This window comes from Alteromonas sp. MB-3u-76 (genome assembly GCF_002831605.1).
GTDB lineage: Bacteria > Pseudomonadota > Gammaproteobacteria > Enterobacterales > Alteromonadaceae > Alteromonas > Alteromonas hispanica.
Genome location: NZ_CP025115.1, coordinates 3,512,280 through 3,531,802 on the forward strand (window position 1 = coordinate 3,512,280; position 19,523 = coordinate 3,531,802).

General features: G+C 42.0%; 19 protein-coding genes and 5 pseudogenes. 12 read left to right on the plus strand and 12 right to left on the minus strand.

Annotated elements, in window-relative coordinates; translation table 11 throughout:
- The first annotated feature begins 142 nt into the window (after positions 1-142).
- The 5 genes and pseudogenes from CW735_RS15575 to CW735_RS15595 all read left to right on the plus strand — a co-directional run bounded on the left by CW735_RS15575 (position 143) and on the right by CW735_RS15595 (position 4,135).
- Positions 143-1,465 carry a tyrosine-type recombinase/integrase gene (locus tag CW735_RS15575; RefSeq protein ID WP_100972880.1) on the plus strand — a complete coding sequence of 441 codons (1,323 nt, stop codon included), beginning with the start codon at positions 143-145 and terminating at the stop codon, positions 1,463-1,465.
- Positions 1,466-1,490: 25 nt separating this feature from the next.
- Positions 1,491-1,790, plus strand: coding sequence for a hypothetical protein (locus tag CW735_RS15580; protein ID WP_100972881.1), 300 nt, complete (start codon positions 1,491-1,493; stop codon positions 1,788-1,790).
- 27 nt (positions 1,791-1,817) lie between these two features.
- Positions 1,818-3,143: a hypothetical protein gene (locus CW735_RS15585; RefSeq protein WP_100972882.1), complete on the plus strand. Its 1,326-nt coding sequence runs from the start codon at positions 1,818-1,820 to the stop codon at positions 3,141-3,143.
- Between the two features lie 408 nt (positions 3,144-3,551).
- A pseudogene (locus tag CW735_RS20155) lies at positions 3,552-3,812 on the plus strand (site-specific integrase); the annotation flags it as partial.
- A 44-nt stretch (positions 3,813-3,856) separates the two neighbouring features.
- On the plus strand, positions 3,857-4,135 hold the full coding sequence (locus CW735_RS15595) for a hypothetical protein (protein ID WP_100972883.1): 279 nt from the start codon (positions 3,857-3,859) through the stop codon (positions 4,133-4,135).
- A gap of 30 nt (positions 4,136-4,165) precedes the next feature.
- Here CW735_RS15595 and istB read toward each other — a convergent pair whose 3' ends face one another.
- Both istB and istA read right to left on the minus strand, forming a co-directional pair.
- A complete protein-coding gene (istB, locus tag CW735_RS15600) occupies positions 4,166-4,951 on the minus strand; it encodes an IS21-like element helper ATPase IstB (protein WP_269529678.1) in 786 nt (261 codons plus the stop codon).
- Between the two features lie 14 nt (positions 4,952-4,965).
- Positions 4,966-6,492 (minus strand): IS21 family transposase, encoded by a 1,527-nt coding sequence (gene istA / locus CW735_RS15605; RefSeq protein ID WP_083595408.1) that lies wholly within the window; start codon positions 6,490-6,492, stop codon positions 4,966-4,968.
- A 509-nt stretch (positions 6,493-7,001) separates the two neighbouring features.
- Between istA and CW735_RS15610 the strand changes: the two genes are divergently transcribed.
- Together CW735_RS15610 and CW735_RS15615 are read left to right on the plus strand one after the other, a co-directional pair.
- The gene (locus CW735_RS15610; protein ID WP_100972884.1) at positions 7,002-7,325 is read left to right on the plus strand and encodes a hypothetical protein; all 324 of its coding nucleotides are present in this window, start codon (positions 7,002-7,004) and stop codon (positions 7,323-7,325) included.
- Positions 7,326-7,481: 156 nt separating this feature from the next.
- Positions 7,482-7,715 (plus strand): hypothetical protein, encoded by a 234-nt coding sequence (locus CW735_RS15615; RefSeq protein ID WP_100972885.1) that lies wholly within the window; start codon positions 7,482-7,484, stop codon positions 7,713-7,715.
- Between the two features lie 9 nt (positions 7,716-7,724).
- Here CW735_RS15615 and CW735_RS15620 read toward each other — a convergent pair.
- The 8 genes and pseudogenes from CW735_RS15620 to CW735_RS19615 all read right to left on the minus strand — a co-directional run bounded on the left by CW735_RS15620 (position 7,725) and on the right by CW735_RS19615 (position 13,280).
- Positions 7,725-8,902 (minus strand): IS3 family transposase gene (locus CW735_RS15620; RefSeq protein WP_100970927.1). Its coding sequence is split into 2 segments (ribosomal slippage): positions 7,725-8,653 and positions 8,653-8,902, totalling 1,179 coding nucleotides; the frame shifts between segments, so codons are not numbered across the junction.
- 66 nt (positions 8,903-8,968) lie between these two features.
- Positions 8,969-9,358: pseudogene (locus CW735_RS15625) on the minus strand (DUF6444 domain-containing protein); the annotation flags it as partial.
- Positions 9,359-9,686: 328 nt separating this feature from the next.
- Positions 9,687-10,864 (minus strand): IS3 family transposase gene (locus tag CW735_RS15630; protein WP_100970927.1). Its coding sequence is split into 2 segments (ribosomal slippage): positions 9,687-10,615 and positions 10,615-10,864, totalling 1,179 coding nucleotides; the frame shifts between segments, so codons are not numbered across the junction.
- A 171-nt stretch (positions 10,865-11,035) separates the two neighbouring features.
- On the minus strand, positions 11,036-11,608 hold the full coding sequence (locus CW735_RS15635) for a hypothetical protein (protein WP_100972886.1): 573 nt from the start codon (positions 11,606-11,608) through the stop codon (positions 11,036-11,038).
- A pseudogene (locus tag CW735_RS15640) lies at positions 11,608-11,796 on the minus strand (IS5/IS1182 family transposase); the annotation flags it as partial. The gene CW735_RS15635 and the pseudogene CW735_RS15640, both read right to left, overlap by 1 nt.
- Positions 11,797-11,957: 161 nt before the next feature.
- Positions 11,958-12,287, minus strand: coding sequence for a hypothetical protein (locus CW735_RS15645; protein ID WP_100972887.1), 330 nt, complete (start codon positions 12,285-12,287; stop codon positions 11,958-11,960).
- Positions 12,287-12,811: a hypothetical protein gene (locus tag CW735_RS15650; RefSeq protein WP_100972888.1), complete on the minus strand. Its 525-nt coding sequence runs from the start codon at positions 12,809-12,811 to the stop codon at positions 12,287-12,289. Before CW735_RS15650 ends, CW735_RS15645 begins: the two co-directional genes overlap by 1 nt.
- A gap of 19 nt (positions 12,812-12,830) precedes the next feature.
- Positions 12,831-13,280 carry a hypothetical protein gene (locus tag CW735_RS19615; protein ID WP_157812708.1) on the minus strand — a complete coding sequence of 150 codons (450 nt, stop codon included), beginning with the start codon at positions 13,278-13,280 and terminating at the stop codon, positions 12,831-12,833.
- Between the two features lie 304 nt (positions 13,281-13,584).
- Here CW735_RS19615 and CW735_RS15655 point away from each other — a divergent pair, with 304 nt between their 5' ends.
- Positions 13,585-13,941 (plus strand): hypothetical protein, encoded by a 357-nt coding sequence (locus CW735_RS15655; protein ID WP_100972889.1) that lies wholly within the window; start codon positions 13,585-13,587, stop codon positions 13,939-13,941.
- A 59-nt stretch (positions 13,942-14,000) separates the two neighbouring features.
- Complete coding sequence (locus CW735_RS15660) at positions 14,001-14,414, plus strand: hypothetical protein (protein WP_100972890.1); 414 nt, start codon at positions 14,001-14,003, stop codon at positions 14,412-14,414.
- A gap of 56 nt (positions 14,415-14,470) precedes the next feature.
- On the opposite strand, the pseudogene CW735_RS15665 reads toward CW735_RS15660, so the two are convergent.
- A pseudogene (locus CW735_RS15665) lies at positions 14,471-14,836 on the minus strand (transposase); the annotation flags it as partial.
- A gap of 389 nt (positions 14,837-15,225) precedes the next feature.
- Here CW735_RS15665 and CW735_RS15670 point away from each other — a divergent pair.
- From CW735_RS15670 to CW735_RS15680, 3 genes are all read left to right on the plus strand, one after another.
- Entirely contained in the window at positions 15,226-15,636 is a 411-nt protein-coding gene (locus CW735_RS15670) for a hypothetical protein (RefSeq protein ID WP_100972891.1), read from the plus strand.
- Between the two features lie 9 nt (positions 15,637-15,645).
- Entirely contained in the window at positions 15,646-16,200 is a 555-nt protein-coding gene (locus tag CW735_RS15675; RefSeq protein ID WP_100972892.1) for a hypothetical protein, read from the plus strand.
- Positions 16,201-16,606: 406 nt separating this feature from the next.
- On the plus strand, positions 16,607-18,769 hold the full coding sequence (locus CW735_RS15680) for a hypothetical protein (RefSeq protein WP_100972893.1): 2,163 nt from the start codon (positions 16,607-16,609) through the stop codon (positions 18,767-18,769).
- A 403-nt stretch (positions 18,770-19,172) separates the two neighbouring features.
- On the opposite strand, the pseudogene CW735_RS15685 reads toward CW735_RS15680, so the two are convergent.
- Positions 19,173-19,454 (minus strand): annotated as a pseudogene (locus CW735_RS15685) (WYL domain-containing protein); the annotation flags it as partial.
- Between the last annotated feature and the right edge of the window lie 69 nt (positions 19,455-19,523).

The window sequence follows — 19,523 nt, forward strand, 5'->3', positions numbered from 1 at the left end:
AATTAGACATGAAGTTTGCCCGCAGAACTGAAGCTTAAATCACCAGTTAACAGCAGCTATCCACTTTCGATTGCGACTTCAAGTAATTCAAGTACTATAAGCACTAGGCACGTTATTTTTCTTTGCATGGGCAGTTACGCGAATGGCACAACTTGAACGAGTAGATATTGAGGGTTTTGAACACTTCTATGTTTTTCTCCAAGATAACAGTAACAAGTGGCTCGCTCGCTTTAAGTTAGATAACGACCCCAGTAAAAAATGGTACTGCAAAACCACGGGTCAAGAAGACCTCGAAGACGCAAGAGTTGAAGCTAAATTTATTAGAAGAGAGTTTCAGTCTAAACTTAATGAAGGAACCTTAGTAAAAAATAAGAGTTTCAAAGAGGTTGCCGAACTCGCAATAGCTGATATGAAGCGCAAAATGGATGCTGGAACCGGTAAAGTAGTATTCAAAGACTACATCGGCGTTCTGAGGAAATACCACATCGAATTTTTTGCTAAAACGTCGATTACGTCCATTAAAAGAGCGCAGCTTAAGGAGTTTGATAATTGGCGATTTAAAAAAGCCGGTAAAACTTTATCCAAATCTACAATCCTCAACCACAATGCAGCATTACAACGAGTCTTTGAGTTTGCTTTAGACAATGAGTGGATGCTCCCAATTCAGGTCCCCAAGTTAACAAATGATGGAGAGTCTGGGCACAGACGCCTATCCTTCACGCCTGAAGAGTACGACCAAATCTGCGAGGAAGTACTTAGACTTGAGCAAAACTCTAGGAAAAAGGTTACTGCCGAAATCCGACGACTACTTTACTACTATATGGAATTCGCGATAAATACGGGGTTAAGGCCAGGTACTGAACTCGATAATCTAAAGTGGGGCGACCTACACATCCAAACGCAAGGCCATCAAGCGCGCTTCTATTTGAATGTTAGGAAAGGTAAAACAACCAAGTTCACTGGAACAAGAGAGGTAGTCTGTAACGCAAACATTTATGATGCTATTTGGCTTCTCACCAGAGACTTTCCGGAACGAAAGCCTAACGATTTGATATTTAGATTGAAAAGCGGGAAGCAAACTAAGGAGCTTGGTAGAACATTTGCGCTTGCTCTCGAAAACCTTGGGTTAAAGAAACCTAAAACAGAGAAAGGTGAGCAAGATAACTCATCAGGCGAGCGAACCTTATATTCACTGCGTCATAGCTATATCACTTGGGAACTGAGAGCTCAAAGAGTACCCATAGAAGTTCTTGCCAAACAGTGCGGTACATCCATATCAATGATCGAACAACACTACAGCCATGTTGTTCCTAAAATGTATAGTAACCAGCTATCTGGCCTTGAACTTGACGAGGTTCAGCAGATTAAAAATAGATTCGCACTTTCCAATGAAAAAGCTATAGAAAGCTACTCCCGCAGAGCCAAAGAATGGGCAGCGAACTACAAAAGACGAGGCTGTATTTAAGGACTACAAAACGAAAGGAGAACTAATGGAGCCACAAGAATTTATTCAACATTGTCGCAAAGAGCTAAGAGCTTGTTTTGAGAATACAAAGAAAGGCGACAGTGATGACGTAATGAAAAGCCGTACTGAAGGACTCTTTCAGGCATGTCGGCTACTTGGAATTTTAACTTCAGAAGAAGTTCGCGATATTTATGAGGAAGAACATATTCTTGTGTTTGGCGAAACTATTCAGCGAAGGAAGGACCGGAAAGAGCACATGAGTCAATTAAAAGCCTCCTCACCTGACGATTATTTTAATATTCCAGCTATAGAGCGAAAGCGATGAATTTATTGATTATGGAGTTTAACTAACATGGAGTTTTCATTAGAAAAGATCTCTGAACGAATCCACTTTGGCAAGACTAAAGGCTACTTCAAGGAAGTGTTGTCTTCATACCAAAATGGTAATTACAGATCCTCGATTGTGATGCTATGGTCAGTCGCAGTATGTGACATCATTTACAAGCTTCAATACCTTGTTGACCTATATGAAGATGCAGCTGCACGCGATATTTTAAATGAACTCACGGCTTTACAGAACAGCGACCCCAAATCCTCAGGATGGGAGGTGAAGCTTGTAGATGACGTATATGACAAAACAAACTTAGTTGATGGCTCAGAATATGAAAACCTAAGATACTTGCAAAAACAAAGGCATTTGTGCGCCCATCCTGTATTGAATCAAGATAGAGAACTACACACTCCTAATAAGGAAACTGTGCGATCACTCCTGAGAAATACTTTGGAAGGGGTACTAATAAAGCCTCCATTCTATACTCAGAGAATATTCGACGAATTGATGGTAGATATCTCCGAGAACTCTGAAGCTCTAAATTCAAGAAAGAAAGTCAAACAATATGTCGAGAGTCGATATCTTAGTAGGCTCACTATTTCAACAGAGCTGCAAATATACAGATCATTGTGGAAAATCGTATTTAAGTTAGAAAATGATGAATGCGAACGGAATAGGAAGATTAATCTACAGCTTTTGGAAGTTATTGGCTCTAGGAATAAGACCGAGCTTAGCTCTTTAATATCAGGGGATCTCGACTATTTCAGTAATATTTCAAGTAGTGGTTGGCCTATTAAATACTTGGTTTTCTATTTATCTAAAAATCACCACATCTATGCTTTACTGTCTGACGATGCAAAACTTAAAATTCAGCACTGTATAGCTACAGAAGATATTGGTAAAAGTCTAGGTTGGTTTGTAAAAGAAAATCTTGAACAGCATTTTGAAGACCTGATTGAGTGGGTTGAAGGGGACGAGCATCCGACAATTGATAGCAAACATTGGGACGCCATACTAGAAATCAATGACTCTGCCGAATGGGAAGAAATGTTCTGTAAGACTCTATCAGCATACTATACGGCTAGTCGCGGGTTCACTCAGGCAGATGGAAGGTTTAGAAGAGCGATATTACCCTATATACACCTATTTTCGATTGATGCTATTTTGTACTTACTTTCAAAAATAGAAGATAATAACCAAGTATATGGGCGAAACCTCGCCTCTGTTGACCATCCAAAAGTAATGAGTCATGCGTTAGAACTGGATGAACAATTTGACGTCTCACCGTATCCAAACTTTGCCGATAATGTTCGGGAAGACGAGGATGAAGATGAGCAAGAAGCTTAGACATCATTGATGTGAGCAAAAAACCAACTATGCAAAGTTGATGCAAAGCGCCTAAAATACAAACTTAAACTATTGAGTTACATAAATATATTTTAGGCGCGAAACTTTCAAAATCCGTTGCTAGCGATAGCGTGGCGGTTCAAGTCCGCCCACTGGTACCATCTCTTCTTCTATAAGCAGATACTGAAACCGACTTATGAGTCGGTTTTTTTGTGTCCTTACGTAACCCTCTTTCAGAAGTTAATCCAATAATCAACTCATGGCGCTTCTCTCACGACTGTAGCGACACAGAATGCCTAAGGAAGACCGAACCCGCTTCAATATAAACCCGCCCCTCCAAAACCGCCGAAGGTTTCTGTGCTAAAAGACTCTGATGCTCACAAATGTTTTATTCGCTAAGAAACATGAATTACTTGGCAACTACTAGCCGGAACCAGCATGGACGTTATCGCGCGTCAGTGCGGTACAAGTGCAGCTATGATTGAGCAGCATTATAGCCATGTTAAACCTGAGATGTTTGCAGATGCTTTGTCTGGTGTTACATTTTATCAAGAGAGGCCTAGGCCCAAGTCGAAAAAAACGTTAGCCCGACAAAAAAGGAGTATGGAACGTGATGAGAAAAGGTTTCAGGAATGGGCAGCTGAATATAAGAATCGCGGATGCTTCTGACTCGGCTCCTTGTTGCTTTAACATAGCATTTAAGGGGATATCATATGCTTCGAGTGACAAACGATGAATGGATGACACTCATTGAGATATTCAGTGCGCGTAGAAGCAGCTTTGAGGCTGACCATGCACAGTACGATGTTCGCGAGTCGGTGATGGCTGTGGGTATTTTTTCAGAAATGGCGCGCAGCATAAATTTTAGTGGCAATGTTACCGATTTTTTAAATGAACTTACCGAAGTGGTCAAAAACAAACAGCAGTATTACCCAGATGTTAATTTGCACCCTAAAGGCGCCACCCATTTGCGGCGTAATGGAGCCACCTGAACATGCTCTTTTTGCCCTCAAACAAGTTGATTATTGACCGCTTTTTGGAGCGAGTCCAGTTTTGTTGTTTTTGATGTTGTTTTCAGGTCTTAATTTTCGATAGCTTTCCCCTTCTAATATTAGTCGATAGGCATTGTGGCGAAGTCGGTCAAGTGTGGCCGCGCCAAGTAGTTTATTCGGGAAGGCATCTCCCCATTCTGTAAAGTCTAAGTTGCTGGTAATAATGGTGGCGTGTTGTTCATAACGCTCATCAATTAAGTCGTGCAGGTCTTCGTCTTGTGGCGATTTCAATGGCTTTAAACCGAAGTCGTCAATGATGAGAAGCGGTACTTTAGCTAAGGTTTGGAAGCGCTTTTCATAGCTGTTGGTGGCGCGTGCGGCATACAGATTTGCCAGTAGTTTGGCTTGGGTAAAGAACAGTACATCCACGCCTTTTTGCACCGCGCAGTGCCCGATGGCTTGCGCTAAATGACTTTTACCGGTGCCACATGGCCCTGCTATTAATACAGGCACTTTTTCATCAATAAAGCCGCAGGTTGCCAGCTCTTGCACATAGGCGCGATTCAGTGTGGGGTTGGTGCTTAAGTCGAAGCTCTCTAGTGTTTTATTGGATTTGAAGCCTGCACGGCGCAGCCGTGTAGCGTATTTCTTTTGGTCTCGCCTTGCCACTTCATCTTGCACGAGTAAGGCTAAGAACTCAGGATACGTCATTTGGTGTTCAATGGCTTCGCGGTTACGCTGGGCCAGTGAATCCGTCATGCCTGATAGGCGTAGTTGTTTGAGTAAGGGTGATAATTCTGGAATAGGGTTAATCATGGTTGTTCCTTTTTTTAATGTGGGATGAGTTTGTTAGGGTCGCGATTGAAGCGACCTTTACCGGTATAACTGTCGCTTAAACTATCAAACGCATTGGTTTCATGGGGCAGCTCATCTAAGCCTTTTTCGAGTATCTGTTTAATGGCGCTGTAGCGCACATTGTCGAAGGTTAACGCACGGCAACAGGCCCTTTCTAAGCGAGTAGGCCCATAGCGTTTGGCGAAGCCGACCACACCTTGTGCTGCGCGCAGGTTATCTAGCACGCGACTCGCAAACAATCTTTCAACAAACAGATGGCAGTATTCCCCGACCTTCTTTGCTTGGGTTAAACAGTATTGAGGATCTTGCATGTTGTAGGCTTGCGCCGCAGGTGGTTGATGCTCTGGCACCGTTGAACGACCGCCTTGGTGGCGTAATCTACCGTGAGTAGCTTTGAGTTCGTGTTGCTGATAAATACGCACGGTGGAATCGCCCGCGCGTATCCATACCGTTTGGCGAATGAGTGTATAAGGCACCGAGTAACGGCAGAGTTCGAACTGTACATGCCCATCACCGTGGACTTTTGCTTGCGCCCATACTGCTTCCTCCGGGGGCACTTCAGGCAAGGGCTTAAGTAATTCCTGTTCAACTTCTTTGAACTGCGTTAAAGGGTAAAGACGCGTCGTACCGTGCTTGCGGTTACCCGCCACACTCACCAGCCACTCTTTTAATTGTGCATTGGCATCGCTTAAACTGCGGAACTCCTTCAGTGGCACGAAGGCATTCTTGATGTACTTCACATTGGATTCAACACGCCCTTTCTTTTGCGGGTCGCGCACCGGACATGGCGCAATTAAGAAACCATAACCTTCCGCGCATTCAGCATAAGCACGCTGTACATCGGGGTCGTGATAACACGCTTTCGTGATGGCACATTTTGGATTGTCGATTACCACGCGCTTGGGTACACCGTTGAACCACTCAAACGCACGGCGATGGCAAGATAGCCATGTGGCAACACTTTGGTCCCAGATAAATTCACCGTACATATGGCGACTCCACGCTAGCGTCATCACAAACACCCATGTTTTACGCAGCTCGCCTGTGCGGGTATCCACCATCAACGGACCAGACCCGAAGTCCACTTGCACCGCATCACCAGGGTCGAACTCCATCACTGTCGAGACCTTGCCTGGCTCACTGGCAATCACACTTTTGATATAACGATTTACCGCCCAATAGCTTCCTGTGAAACCATAACTGTCTACCAGCTTTTGATGGATAGTGCTGCCTTGCACGCCGCTTTCAATCCACTTGTTGACCTTCCCAGCATGGGGTAACACGGAAGACACGCTAGATGATGGTGTATGCACGGTAACATTTAGCACGGTCGCCAATTGGGCGTTGTCAGGCAAGGGATTGAGTTTATCTAACCAGCCATGCTCAAGTGCGGTATCCCTCAACTTCTGTGCCTTTTTGCGTCCCATTAACCCGCTTTGGGCAATAGCACGATTAGATTCACCCATTCGCATCCGAACGAGTATTTGTCGATATTGGTACATTTCAAACCTCTTGTTTGCCATGCGCATCTCCTTGTCTAAAAAGTAGACATAAAGATACGCTATTTACAATGAAGTTTGAGGGTAAAAAGGGTGACTAAAGTGGCGCCATTAACCGCAAATCAGGTGGCGCCATTAGGTGCAAATTAGGTGGCGCCATTACGCCGCAAGTGTAATGGCTCCATAGCGGTGCAAATTAACACCAGATCACTTAAGAGGTGAATATAGCGGTGGCTATGCGACTCTGGGCAGTTGTTTAGCAGATTTTGCACTACTATTAGAAAAATCCTCAACGCTTGCTGATGCTGAAAGTTACATTAATTCCCAGTATCACATTGCTAGCAATGAGGAAGATAATCATGAAGATGGTGTTTTGGGAGAGCCCACTAGTCAAAGCTTTTGGTCAAGGCCTAAATCATGGAAGGAACAGCTTTTAGGAACCGCTATTATAATGAGTGTTTACTTAACGGTAATGTATTTGCTTGGTGCCTTTCGATGGTGATTAAGAGTCTATGTTGAATAAAGCCACTTACCTAAGTAATTTCATTCAACGTGAAGATGACGAGGCCTTCGAGTCTATTGCTGCCGATTGGTCTGAAGATATCGATTTGAATCTCGAATTTCGACATCAAATCGTTGACTCACTCACCGCTGAATCAATCGCGTCGCCAGTGTTTATTAAAGCCTTACTTGAAGCCGAAGTGGAGTATTGCGTGCAAAACTGGTGCGGTACAAGCGAACTAAGGCTGCTAGGAAAACTTTTTCACCCTCTAACTAAGCATCAATATCTCGATTTTTATAACGAGTGCAGAACACGCAGTTATGACATTGAATAATGCCTTTAAATGGGTATTCTCTGTACAACAGTTAAGGGTACGATATAAACACAGTGGTCAATACAGAACATCAATGTTATTAAAATTTAAGTTGGAAGCAAATTATGCGTTAATGTTTGTTATTCTCAATATTAGGTTTGAGGGTGGTTGAGGCAAGTGAATTATTTATCTCAAGTTCTTATTATAAGTTATCGAAAGAACTTAAAAGTAAATAAAAATGAGGGAGTTATGAAATACTTAGTTGTGTTTTTGATTATAGGTTCTACTTTTGCTGAGGCTAAAAGAGATGGAGCTGATTGTGATCCTGTAAAAGCTGATGAAGTAATTGATTCATTTACAGTTAATAATATCAAAGAAATTAATAGTATTGACGTGGTCAACCAAAATTGACCAACCCAGTTAAGCTACTTTCTTCTGTTTCAATGCTGCCACTTCATACTGATTCGGACTCATATATCCTAAGTATGAATGTAACCGCATCGGATTATAAAACATCGCGATGTACTGCAAGATATCTTGCTGTGCTTCGAGACGGGTTTGATATGACTTCCAATGCACACGTTCTTGTTTCAGTGTACCGAAGAAACTCTCTACCACGGCATTATCCCAACAGTCGCCTTTTCGACTCATGCTGCCAATAAAACCATGGCCTTTCAATAATCGACGATACTGGTCACTTGCATACTGACTTCCTCTGTCAGAATGAACAATCAATCCTGGCTTCGGGCGACGTTGCCAAATCGCCATTGTCAGTGCATCGCAAACAAGCTTGGCCTTCATTCGTGAACCCATACTCCAGCCCACAACCTTCCGCGAGAACAGATCAATAACCACGGCTAAATACAACCAACCTTCACGTGTCCAGACGTAGGTAATATCGCAAACATACGCTTGGTCCGGTGCGTTAACGTCAAACTCACGGTTGAGTACATTGTCGAATACGGGCTTGTCGTGATCACTATTGGTGGTGATTTTATACTTCTTCTTGTATCGAACCTTTACGTTGGCTTCTTTCATTAACTGCCGCGTTTGCTGTCGGCCTACTGGATAACCTAAACAGTTCAATGCTCGCTGCATTCTGCGGCTACCGTATGTATGCTCACTCGCAACATCTATGGCTTCAATCCATTCGAGCATCTCAGCTTTTTCGTTATCCTTCTGCGTCTGCGGCCATTCCTGCTTCTTCATATACCGGTAGAAGCCATTTCTATTCACGCCCAACAGTCGACACATTAAATCGACTGGATAGGTCTTTTTACGTTGCGCGATGAAACGATATTTTATTTCGTTTCCTTGGCGAAAAAGACCGTCGCTTCCTTTAATATGCGCTTTTCCATTTCAAGCTGTTTGACCTGCGCTTTAAGTCGACGGATCTCTTCTTGCTCTGGTGTTAATTTACCGTTGCCCCTAAATGCTTGCCCATCATCATCTTGCTGGTATTCCTTGACCCAGCGACTGATCATCTGATTGTTAACATCTAACATTTTGGCAACATCGGTTCTGCTATGGCCTTGATCAAGCACAAGACTAACCGCATCGAGTTTAAATTCTTTGGTGTAACGCTTTCTTTCAGGCATCTCTTTCTCCAGTTAAGCTGATATTATACTCTTAACTGGACTGGTCAATTCAATTGGACCACGTCACTGATGTTCAACCACAGAGAAGGCCTGAGAAGGAATATCAAAAACCTGATGGCGGCGATACGGTGAATCACTGATAGTAATAGTACCACCGCAATCACACGTATCATCGGGATAGTACGTCAGGGTTTCATCAACGCTCTCGGCTAACATCCGCTTGCTACCTTTATGACCGGATTGCGCACCACGCTTACGGCCTGTCGGCTTTTTAGCTGGCGCAGAAGAGGACGCCCCCGGCCCATTAGACGATGGCGGACGCGACGAGTTACGACTGTTTTGATTCAGTCGGTCTTCGAGGTCATTTAGCCTGTCCCAGAGTGCTTGAATAACCAATTTTGCATCATCTAAGTTATCGACTGCGGGCGGCTTTGATAGCTGTTTTTTACGTGGCATGAAGTCACTTTGACAGACTGGGGGGATCAATCAATAGGATCCAAGAGATCACTGAAAATAAATATATTTAGCTGTCAATAGGGCCCTGCTGAACGGTTACAATGTGGTAGCAAGGAAGGGCGTTTTTTTACACAATATCGGCTAATCAAGCCATCCCGAACTATATCCTCGACAGGAAATGTTGAACGGTTAGCTGCCTGCGCGGGTGATCAACGGACAAAAGAAATCGACAGTGAACTGGTTTGTATAAACCCATACTAATAGTGCGATTTATTACTGAATTGAATTAGTCTCGACTGACGTGGTCAACCAAAATTGACCAACCCAGTTAAGCTACTTTCTTCTGTTTCAATGCTGCCACTTCATACTGATTCGGACTCATATATCCTAAGTATGAATGTAACCGCATCGGATTATAAAACATCGCGATGTACTGCAAGATATCTTGCTGTGCTTCGAGACGGGTTTGATATGACTTCCAATGCACACGTTCTTGTTTCAGTGTACCGAAGAAACTCTCTACCACGGCATTATCCCAACAGTCGCCTTTTCGACTCATGCTGCCAATAAAACCATGGCCTTTCAATAATCGACGATACTGGTCACTTGCATACTGACTTCCTCTGTCAGAATGAACAATCAATCCTGGCTTCGGGCGACGTTGCCAAATCGCCATTGTCAGTGCATCGCAAACAAGCTTGGCCTTCATTCGTGAACCCATACTCCAGCCCACAACCTTCCGCGAGAACAGATCAATAACCACGGCTAAATACAACCAACCTTCACGTGTCCAGACGTAGGTAATATCGCAAACATACGCTTGGTCCGGTGCGTTAACGTCAAACTCACGGTTGAGTACATTGTCGAATACGGGCTTGTCGTGATCACTATTGGTGGTGATTTTATACTTCTTCTTGTATCGAACCTTTACGTTGGCTTCTTTCATTAACTGCCGCGTTTGCTGTCGGCCTACTGGATAACCTAAACAGTTCAATGCTCGCTGCATTCTGCGGCTACCGTATGTATGCTCACTCGCAACATCTATGGCTTCAATCCATTCGAGCATCTCAGCTTTTTCGTTATCCTTCTGCGTCTGCGGCCATTCCTGCTTCTTCATATACCGGTAGAAGCCATTTCTATTCACGCCCAACAGTCGACACATTAAATCGACTGGATAGGTCTTTTTACGTTGCGCGATGAAACGATATTTTATTTCGTTTCCTTGGCGAAAAAGACCGTCGCTTCCTTTAATATGCGCTTTTCCATTTCAAGCTGTTTGACCTGCGCTTTAAGTCGACGGATCTCTTCTTGCTCTGGTGTTAATTTACCGTTGCCCCTAAATGCTTGCCCATCATCATCTTGCTGGTATTCCTTGACCCAGCGACTGATCATCTGATTGTTAACATCTAACATTTTGGCAACATCGGTTCTGCTATGGCCTTGATCAAGCACAAGACTAACCGCATCGAGTTTAAATTCTTTGGTGTAACGCTTTCTTTCAGGCATCTCTTTCTCCAGTTAAGCTGATATTATACTCTTAACTGGACTGGTCAATTCAATTGGACCACGTCAGACTTTATCTGAAAGTCACTTAGCCAAAAGCTGTCGTAAGAGCAGCTCAACCAGAAAGACTATAATAAAACACGGTATTCGATGAACTACGCAAGGCCGCCTAATTTAGCGAGTGGTGCACTTCGGACTTGAATTCGCGCCCAAGTTTTTGAATATTTTTAATAGGTCAATATAGTAACCTGTCCATTTCTTGTTAATATAGTGACCTTTATAAGTTCTCAAAAGTTGTATTAAACACATTTTATCTTGATCATTATATTTACGAGGTTCATCAATAGGGTAAGAAACATCTTTTCTAGACAAAAGGCTAACAAGATTAGGTGCATTTTTATCTAACATTAAATCAATAAAATGCTTTCCACTATTAGGACACCTTATATCAAATATAGCTTTTGCATAAAATTCTTCTTCTGCCATATTTTTATGCTTTGAAACAAATGTTTCAACTAGAGACTCTACATGATCGTCTCCAAGTACAATCGAGAAGCCATAGCATAAATTGTCTACAGCCTCTAAATTGTACTCTGTGACCTTATTTGAAAATTCTTCAAGATTTGATGTTTTTTCAGATTCAATGATAGCAACAGTTTTAGAGGGGTTATAATCATGATCCTTAGATCTAATCTCTGCATAAATATGAAAGTGAAGTACAAATAAAAATACTGTAATGAATTTCATATCTCCCTCATTCTCTCAAGCGCATACGGACGTCTGCCGTTGCCTGCTTTAGGATAAAAGGGTTCAATCACATCCAATAGTTGAGTCCACGGCAACAGGTTGTCCATCCGGGATAAGAAAATCTCTTTTCTCGTCTGACGGCGTTTGCTAGAAAACTCACTATCGGCAAAAGTTAACTGTTGGAGCATGGGTGTTGGTCGTTGCGATTTACTATACTACTATGCTCTCACATCTGGGACTTATTCGCATCTTCCCTAGTCAACTAAAATTATCTGTCCGTAGTTGATTATGCAAATAGAGCTTAAAACGTATTAGTTGCTCTCTTTGTCTGATGCACAGGCCTCACTCATCACAAACAGTTTTCGATATCATAACTCTTTGATGCACAAGCATTATAAAGGTCGACATACTGGTAATCCGTTAATTCGTGGAACACAGAGGCAAGCTTTCGTAACTGCGGCGTTCCGCACCAACTCTTTTCACAATACTCTACTTCAGCTTTAAGTAACGCCTTCATCATTGCAGGAGCGACTGAGGTCTCAAGTGTCAGCGAATCAATAACTTGATGTCTAAACTCAAGGTTTAAATCAATACCGTCTGACCAATCAGGCGATACAGATAACAGAGAAGCATCATCATTAAACGTCACAAAAGTTTTTAAATACTCTAATTTACTCATTATTTTCCAAACCATGAGCCAAGGACAATCATAAGTACAACAAAATATACAAACACACCTATGACGATGAGTACATTCTTTAGCAAGCTTCTCTGCCATGATAAGGGCGCTTCTGGATGTTGCTGCTCTAAATAAACAATGTCATCCCCCTTAATCATCACAACATTGTCTTCGTTGTATTTGGCATTAATATAGTCAATTGCCGCATCAAAGTTGGGCAGGTTTTCTAAAATACCAAGGAAATCAATGAGGCAACTACCCATCGTCGCATAGCCACCACTATACTCACCTTTTAAGTGAGTTGGGTAGCTTGATTTATAATCCTTTACCTTTTCCTCAAGCAGTTTTGAATAGTGTGCCATATCGGCGTTGTAATCGACCGTCTTGGCAATTTCAGCAAACATACCCACTGCTATCATCGATTCACGAATATCGTATTGAGCATGGCGTTGCTCAAAGTCTTTCCTTTTGTTGCAGTAGTGTTCAAGTAGTTGTTTGAGTTCACTTTGTACTAGAGTTTCCATCCAATAATATCCCTCAGGTTCACTCGTTTTGGCAGTATTGGGGGTTAGTCGTAGCGAAGTACAAATTGACCTGCCTGTTTACTGAAGGTAATTCAATCTCCCCTCTAGTATTTAAGAAAATTGTCGAAACCATCCCCTCTCGTGTAAATATCGGAGTTGGCATTGTGCAGCTAAATGTCAAAACGTCACTTACGCTTTCGTTTTCTGATACGGTATGAAACCCTGAAAATGTTTCATTGTTAACGCTAGTAACACTCACCTCTAGTGGTTGGTGAACACACTGTGGAGTTAACTTAAAAGAAAAGAAAAACCCAGTTACGCCAGCAATCTCAGCATAGCGTTGATTCAGTGATTCTTGCTCGAAGCATTCTTTGGACAGGTTAAAGTTAACCGAAATGCTAGTGTCTTGTGTGCCTTGGGCTTGGGTGCACACAAACCAGCAACTCACTATCAGAAGTCGTATTAACACAAAAAATCTCCACCTTGCCTGTTTATTCAAGGCTGTAATGAATGGCTACTTATTCGCTAACCAACAGCAGAAACTCATCAACCACTTCAGACAAATATAGGTCTTTGACCAAAAAAAAGAATACTCATGTAACTAACAAGAGTTAGCAATTACAAGTTACTATTAAACAAGACTCTGTCAATGAGTAGCGAGCTGGCTATACTGCAAGACTCGTATAGTTAAATATGCTTGCGCAAACGTTAATATTTAACGCCAAATCGGCATAGGGAAGGTCGGCAATAGCATTTATTTGATAGGGCTATGTATGTTAATACGCTTAGCAGCGATAGTGATTCTTGCAATATTCAGTATTAGAGCTTACGCACAGAGTCTTGAAATAGACTTTGATGGAGATGGTGAACCTGACTATGTCGCTTGTCAGTTCGTCGGTGGGGTTGATACCAGTGGGTGCTTGTATTGCTGGTATATCTCTACTTCTCTTGGCAATGTAAATGAGTTACAGCTACCTTATCTAGAAGATTTAAGTTCTCTCAGCTTCAACAACAACCAACTGAATATCAGTGCGAGTTCTAACCGTTGTGATTTTTCGATTCATTTTGCTTGGCATTCCAATACTGGGTTTGTTCATACTGAAGCAGTCAAACTTGAATGCTGGCGCTAACCTTTTTTGCTCAGCTCCAAGCAATAAGCCGTTTAAAATTCATATTAAGGAGAAGTTGAATGTCATCAGTTACGTTGCACGTGCAATTGGCCTATGAAACTGCAGAGCACGCAAAGCTTGTTTTTGAGGCATTCAGCCAGTGGCCGACTATGACAGTACGCAAAAAAAGGCCTGATGCCAGGCGGATGCGAGCGATAAAATGCAGTATGGACTGGATTGGGTATCAGCTACCCACCATTTTTGAACTGGTCTTTGAACAGCAGACTTGTGTGCTAGAGGATGCCCCCACAAGAGTAGGCAACTCAGTAAAGCTACAATTTTATTGCGGGAGACAAGCTGGCAGCAAAGTCGTCGAAGCTTTTATTGACGAACTAACTGCACTGCCGGTAACCATTAAGATAATAAGTCTCGACGACTTCGATGATTCCATTTATTCCCAAACAAGGAAAATAAGAGGATCTACAAGCCCTTAACCACCAGTTATTTAGCAATACAGCTCCTCCTGTACTCACCCCCATGCTTGTCTCTAGAATAACTTGCGCGTGAGTTTGTGTTTTTCCAGTAAGTGCCGGAAATTCATGATGGTGGTGCGATCGGGTATGGCTTTATCCAGTGACAGTTGTGCAAACTAACGCATTGAAGCAATTTCATAGAACGCATCTTCCATTGCTTCTTCATCAAGGCTGTACCATTGCTGCATACAATGAATGCGAAAAATGGTTTCAAGCGCATACGGACGTCTGCAATTGCCTGCTTTAGTATAAAAGGGGTCAATCACTTCCAGCAGTCGAGACCACGGCAGAAGGTTATCCATTATGGATAAGAAAACCTCTTTTCTCGTTTGGCGGCGCTCGCTGGAAAACTCACTATCGGCGAAGGTAAATTGTTGGCTAATGGACACTAGCGGTTGTGATTAACTGTACCGTTATGATCTCACATCAGGGACTTGTTCACACCTTCCCTAAGGGCTCACCAACCGTTAAAAATACGCACTTGAAAATGTACATTTTTTACCCTACCTTATATTAAATATTGTACGTATTATTTTCTTTGACCGCTAAATTAATAACTTATTATCTAATATTACATAAAGAGTTTTGATGGCTAAAACGAAAGAGTACATGTTTGAAGTTCAACGAGGAGCCACCGAGAAATGAAGCTGTTAATTAATTAGTAGTGGTATCCGAACAAGTGCGTACTTATCTCCCATGTAACCAAAGCCTACAAAGCGATGTTCATCACGTACACCCAAGTTTAGATAAATTAGTTTTGAAAGGAGAGCGTATGAAATGTGCAGGACAAATATTTTTATTTTCCATCTGTTTCTTTTTCAGTCTATCAGCTTTTGCTGAATGGGGTAGATGGCATCAAATGCACGAAATAACTGCCGGAAATAATCGTATCTTGTTAGTAGAGTTTCGGAGTTATTCAAAGAAAGGCTGGAATGCACAAGCTCAATGGAGAGTAACAAATACAAGTGAAGAGACCCTTGATTGTGTAGGCATTGGCAACAAAGTTTATACTCTAGATAATGGACAGAAAATAAGCCGTTCTGGTGAACACTGTGATAAACTGCATTCGGGGCGCTCTTTTACTACTGTTTCGGACACACTTAAAAAAGGTGTGATAGTCGACGTGGTTCTGTCAAGTGTCAAGTTTACATTCAATGGTGAACGAGCAGTCGTAGAATTATAACCTGTATGTTTGAGTGAACTAGACTTATATTTTTTGAAAGCCACATTTGGCAATACAAGGCAAGTAACCATTGTGATGAATACAAAAGTAAATATTTTAGCCATGCTGAGTTTTAGCGTTTTTTTATGTGGCTGTGAATCGACTACCTCCAAAACTAGAGAAACAGAGTTACTACTCCCCCCCCCTAACGTCGTTAAAGTCGATGGCACTATCATGGAAAAAAATTTCCAAGGCAGGTACAAAGAATATCACTTCGAACATGAGTCCGGGAATTGCCAAATTAGCATCACTTCAGAAAAAAACAACACTACAAGTATTGAAGGAAGGTTTGATCATAGGTTTGGTGATGATGAAGTAACGGCAACAGGCTTTTTAACAAAATCAGATAATTCCGCTGAATTGCCCATGTATGGCACCGGAGTTCCCTATGAAGAAGTATATCGCTTGAAGACCGTAGAAGATGAAAAATGGTACATAACCATTATTGAAGGTCAAATAGAGTCAGTAGTCTGGTCATTCAATTCCTCATGGTCAGGAGATAAAAAGTACTTTTGCTGGCCTTGAAGACAATAACTTATAACTAAACAGTTTAGGGCGCTTTATAATAGGTACATGTTTGGGCAAGAAGCTCAGTTTTTTCGAAACTGACCTACGAAAACAGCGGTCAAAGTGACACTTTGCAGTTGAAATTTGGAAATTGATCTTATAAAAGTCTCAGTTCAAGTGCCTCCGCCTCCCTTCTGAAAAGTAATTAAAAAGGGCGGTATTTGATCAACAACGCCTTTCTGATACGTTGAAGAAGGGCTCTGTAGCAGAAGTAGATTTGAAGAGCATACACTTTAAATTGAATATTAGAAGAGCTGAAGTTGAGTGGTGTTCCCCTCTGTTAAAAAGTTCTCGAAGAATAAATTGAGATAGTAGTGGAATCTGTATTATCAGGTAATCGACGATACAAAATGGTTGGAAGCTAATGATAAAAAAAATCACGTTAATAGCCACTCTGGCTCTAGCAATTTTAGCACTTACTGGGTGTGGCACCTCTTGGAAGAAACAAGCTGAGGCGTTGAAAAACTACGGATACGTCAGCTCATCCCTGACTGTTACTGCCGATGAAAGCAGATATGGGTACAAGGTTATTTACGAAGATAACGTTCCAGCAGGAGCCTCACCTAGCATAATGCCGGCTCTTCGTCCCATTGGAATGGATTGGACGACAGACGATTACTTAGCATTTTTAGAGCGTGAAAATGGAGCTAAATACGACCCCGATGCTTCGTTGATTAGAGATTTTTTAAACGGAAAACAGGCCGATTTCTATAACCTTCACGGTGGTACCTTCGCTGTTCTCGTTAACACGGCCGCATTACCGTACGTAACGTTGGACGAAGGCGAAAAACGTTTAAACATTAAAGTTCGAGAATTAAAGTCGAACAGAGGAAATGGCTTTAGAACTGGAAATAAACCATCAGTTGATATTGCAACACTACCAAACAGAAACGAGATGAGGCGGTTAGCCAATTTATCTGAGGACGAAGATTTTTCAAGCGAAACTTATTATGCCAATTACCATTACAATGATAAGCAACTTCTTGGTAAAGACGATTATAAGCAGTCGTATCTGGTCGTTAAAGCGATTGGGAAAAGCACTGGTCATACATTTGAGATGAGGCAACCATTTACAGAGAAGGCCGTTGGTGGACTTTATCATGACCGAATCAAAAGCAGCTACGGAAGAGGTGCCTTACTCGGTATTGAGTATTATTCAGTAGCGACTCTAGAAGGCCTAAATAACGCTTTACCTTACGATTCCAAGGGCTATAAGTTTAGCGCACGGTTACAAGGTGAATACTCCGCTTGGGGACGCAATTACAGGGTCTATCCATCAGAGGCTTTTTATTACGATCCAACGCCGATTGATATCCGGCTTGATAATGGTTGGCTCAGTCCTCTCAAAGTGACCAAAGACTCCAATGGAACTATTAGCTATACAGCTGCCGAAACAGGCGAGCTAAGTATGCTAGAGGTGACTATGGCGGGCTGGGCAACGATTGAAGCGCAAGAAAAATTTCTGGTCGAAAACAAAGCGCAACGAGAGCGCATCTTGGCCAAAACCGACCCTTTTAAATGGTCAAATCCCTACTTACGTTATTTTGAAAGCTTTGAAAAGATTGAGAATGGCAAGCAACTTAATAGCGGCATTCACAGTAGAATAGGCACTTTTTACACGAGCGAAGTTGCATTCAATGACCTTTATACATCTGCTTACAAGGCGAATCAATTATTTCCCATCAATTCAGACATACTTGCGTTTATCACTGATGAGGTTCCCAAGGCATTGTTAAATCAAGATAAATACATGGCTTGTTATTCTGATTCTAATAACCGTTCGAGATTAAAAAGGCATATTAGAAAAATTAAAGGAACGAAAAAAACCATCACTAAAGGGTTTGAATTATTAGACGCGTCCATTGCACAGGATTTGACCCCTGAAAACCTTGCACATTATTTAAATTATAGCGTGCGTCGCATGGTCAATTATTACACTAATTCTTTGAAAGACTGCAATCAAATGCTTGCAGATGCTGAAGACCGTTACTACTCAGAAAAGGAAGAAGAAAGAAACAGTGGTTGGGGAGCTTTTGCTAGTGCTTTAGGGCAGGCAGTTCAAAAGGAATATGTAAAAACGCAACTGCAACAAAAGTTTGTGAAAAATCATAGTAGATATTCTTCAAATTACAATGCGAATCTCGACCCGCAAACTAGACTCAATAATGCTTTTAGTAATAGCAGCACTTATTTTTCCGGGGCTGGCAAAAATATAAAATATCAATTTAATAACAATACGCTAAGCCTGACATCAGTTCCCCCTGTAAAAACACCAATCCTTAAAGGTTATACCACTACAAGTAACCGCGAAGTTTTCAGCATGGAAATGCCTCGACCACCATCTGATGGATTTTGCTTCGGAGGCGGTTCTGATTGCGCGAAGAAAGCTCGTGATGATCGTCGGCGCTATTACGAAGAAACATGTGAGATAGGTAAGCGAACGCCCGGGCTCGCCAGACAGCATTGTGAAAGAGGTTTTCAAGAAGCCAAAGAATCGTCAGGGAGCAAGAAATCAGTAGCAAAATAGCCGGTCTGGCAGGTTCTGCTGGCCTAAAACCTGAAAATAAACGAGAGAGATTTAAATGAAAATAACAACTATTTGCCGTTTTTTTCTTGGGGCGCTACTCTTTTTATATAGAGTGCTTGTAAGTCGACTTCACCAAAAAGTAAGCAAGCCATATCAACTAATCTAACACTTTGATGGAGTATAAGAAGTATAAACGCTATAGGCAAGACATAGTGTCAGCTGAGTTTAAGTCGGTTTTTTACATATATTGAATGTGTTCTGAAAATAGCTCGAAAAGGGTAGTCGTTAAGATAAGCAGGTTACCTGCTCTTTAGTACTAACTTTGAAATCAGATTTATAGAGGCTTTTGCCTCAACATATTGCATGTTCAAGCTGTCGTTTTTTTTGTAACTTATGCGTCAAAGTCAAAACCTCGCTGAATGGTGTAGTCGTCAATCACTGAGGTTTGCACGGATTCGAATACCGGTTTGATCTGAGGTGTCTGGAAATACCGTTTCTTTCGCGAATCGTAAGACAGGTTATCCGATGCAAGCTCTTTGTAAGTGCAGAAATCTCGTGAACCTGCCGACAACCCGACCTGAAAACGGTTAATTAAGTCCTGACGATAAATCGCACCTTTGAATAGCAAGCAAAAGTCGATGTAGGCAAGGCGTTGTTTTTGAGCAAAGCTGATAGAGTCGAGCATCGTCCCTGTTTGCGTTTCTATACTTTAGCTCAATGTGGTTTATTTTGAGACGGTTGTAAAGAAGATACA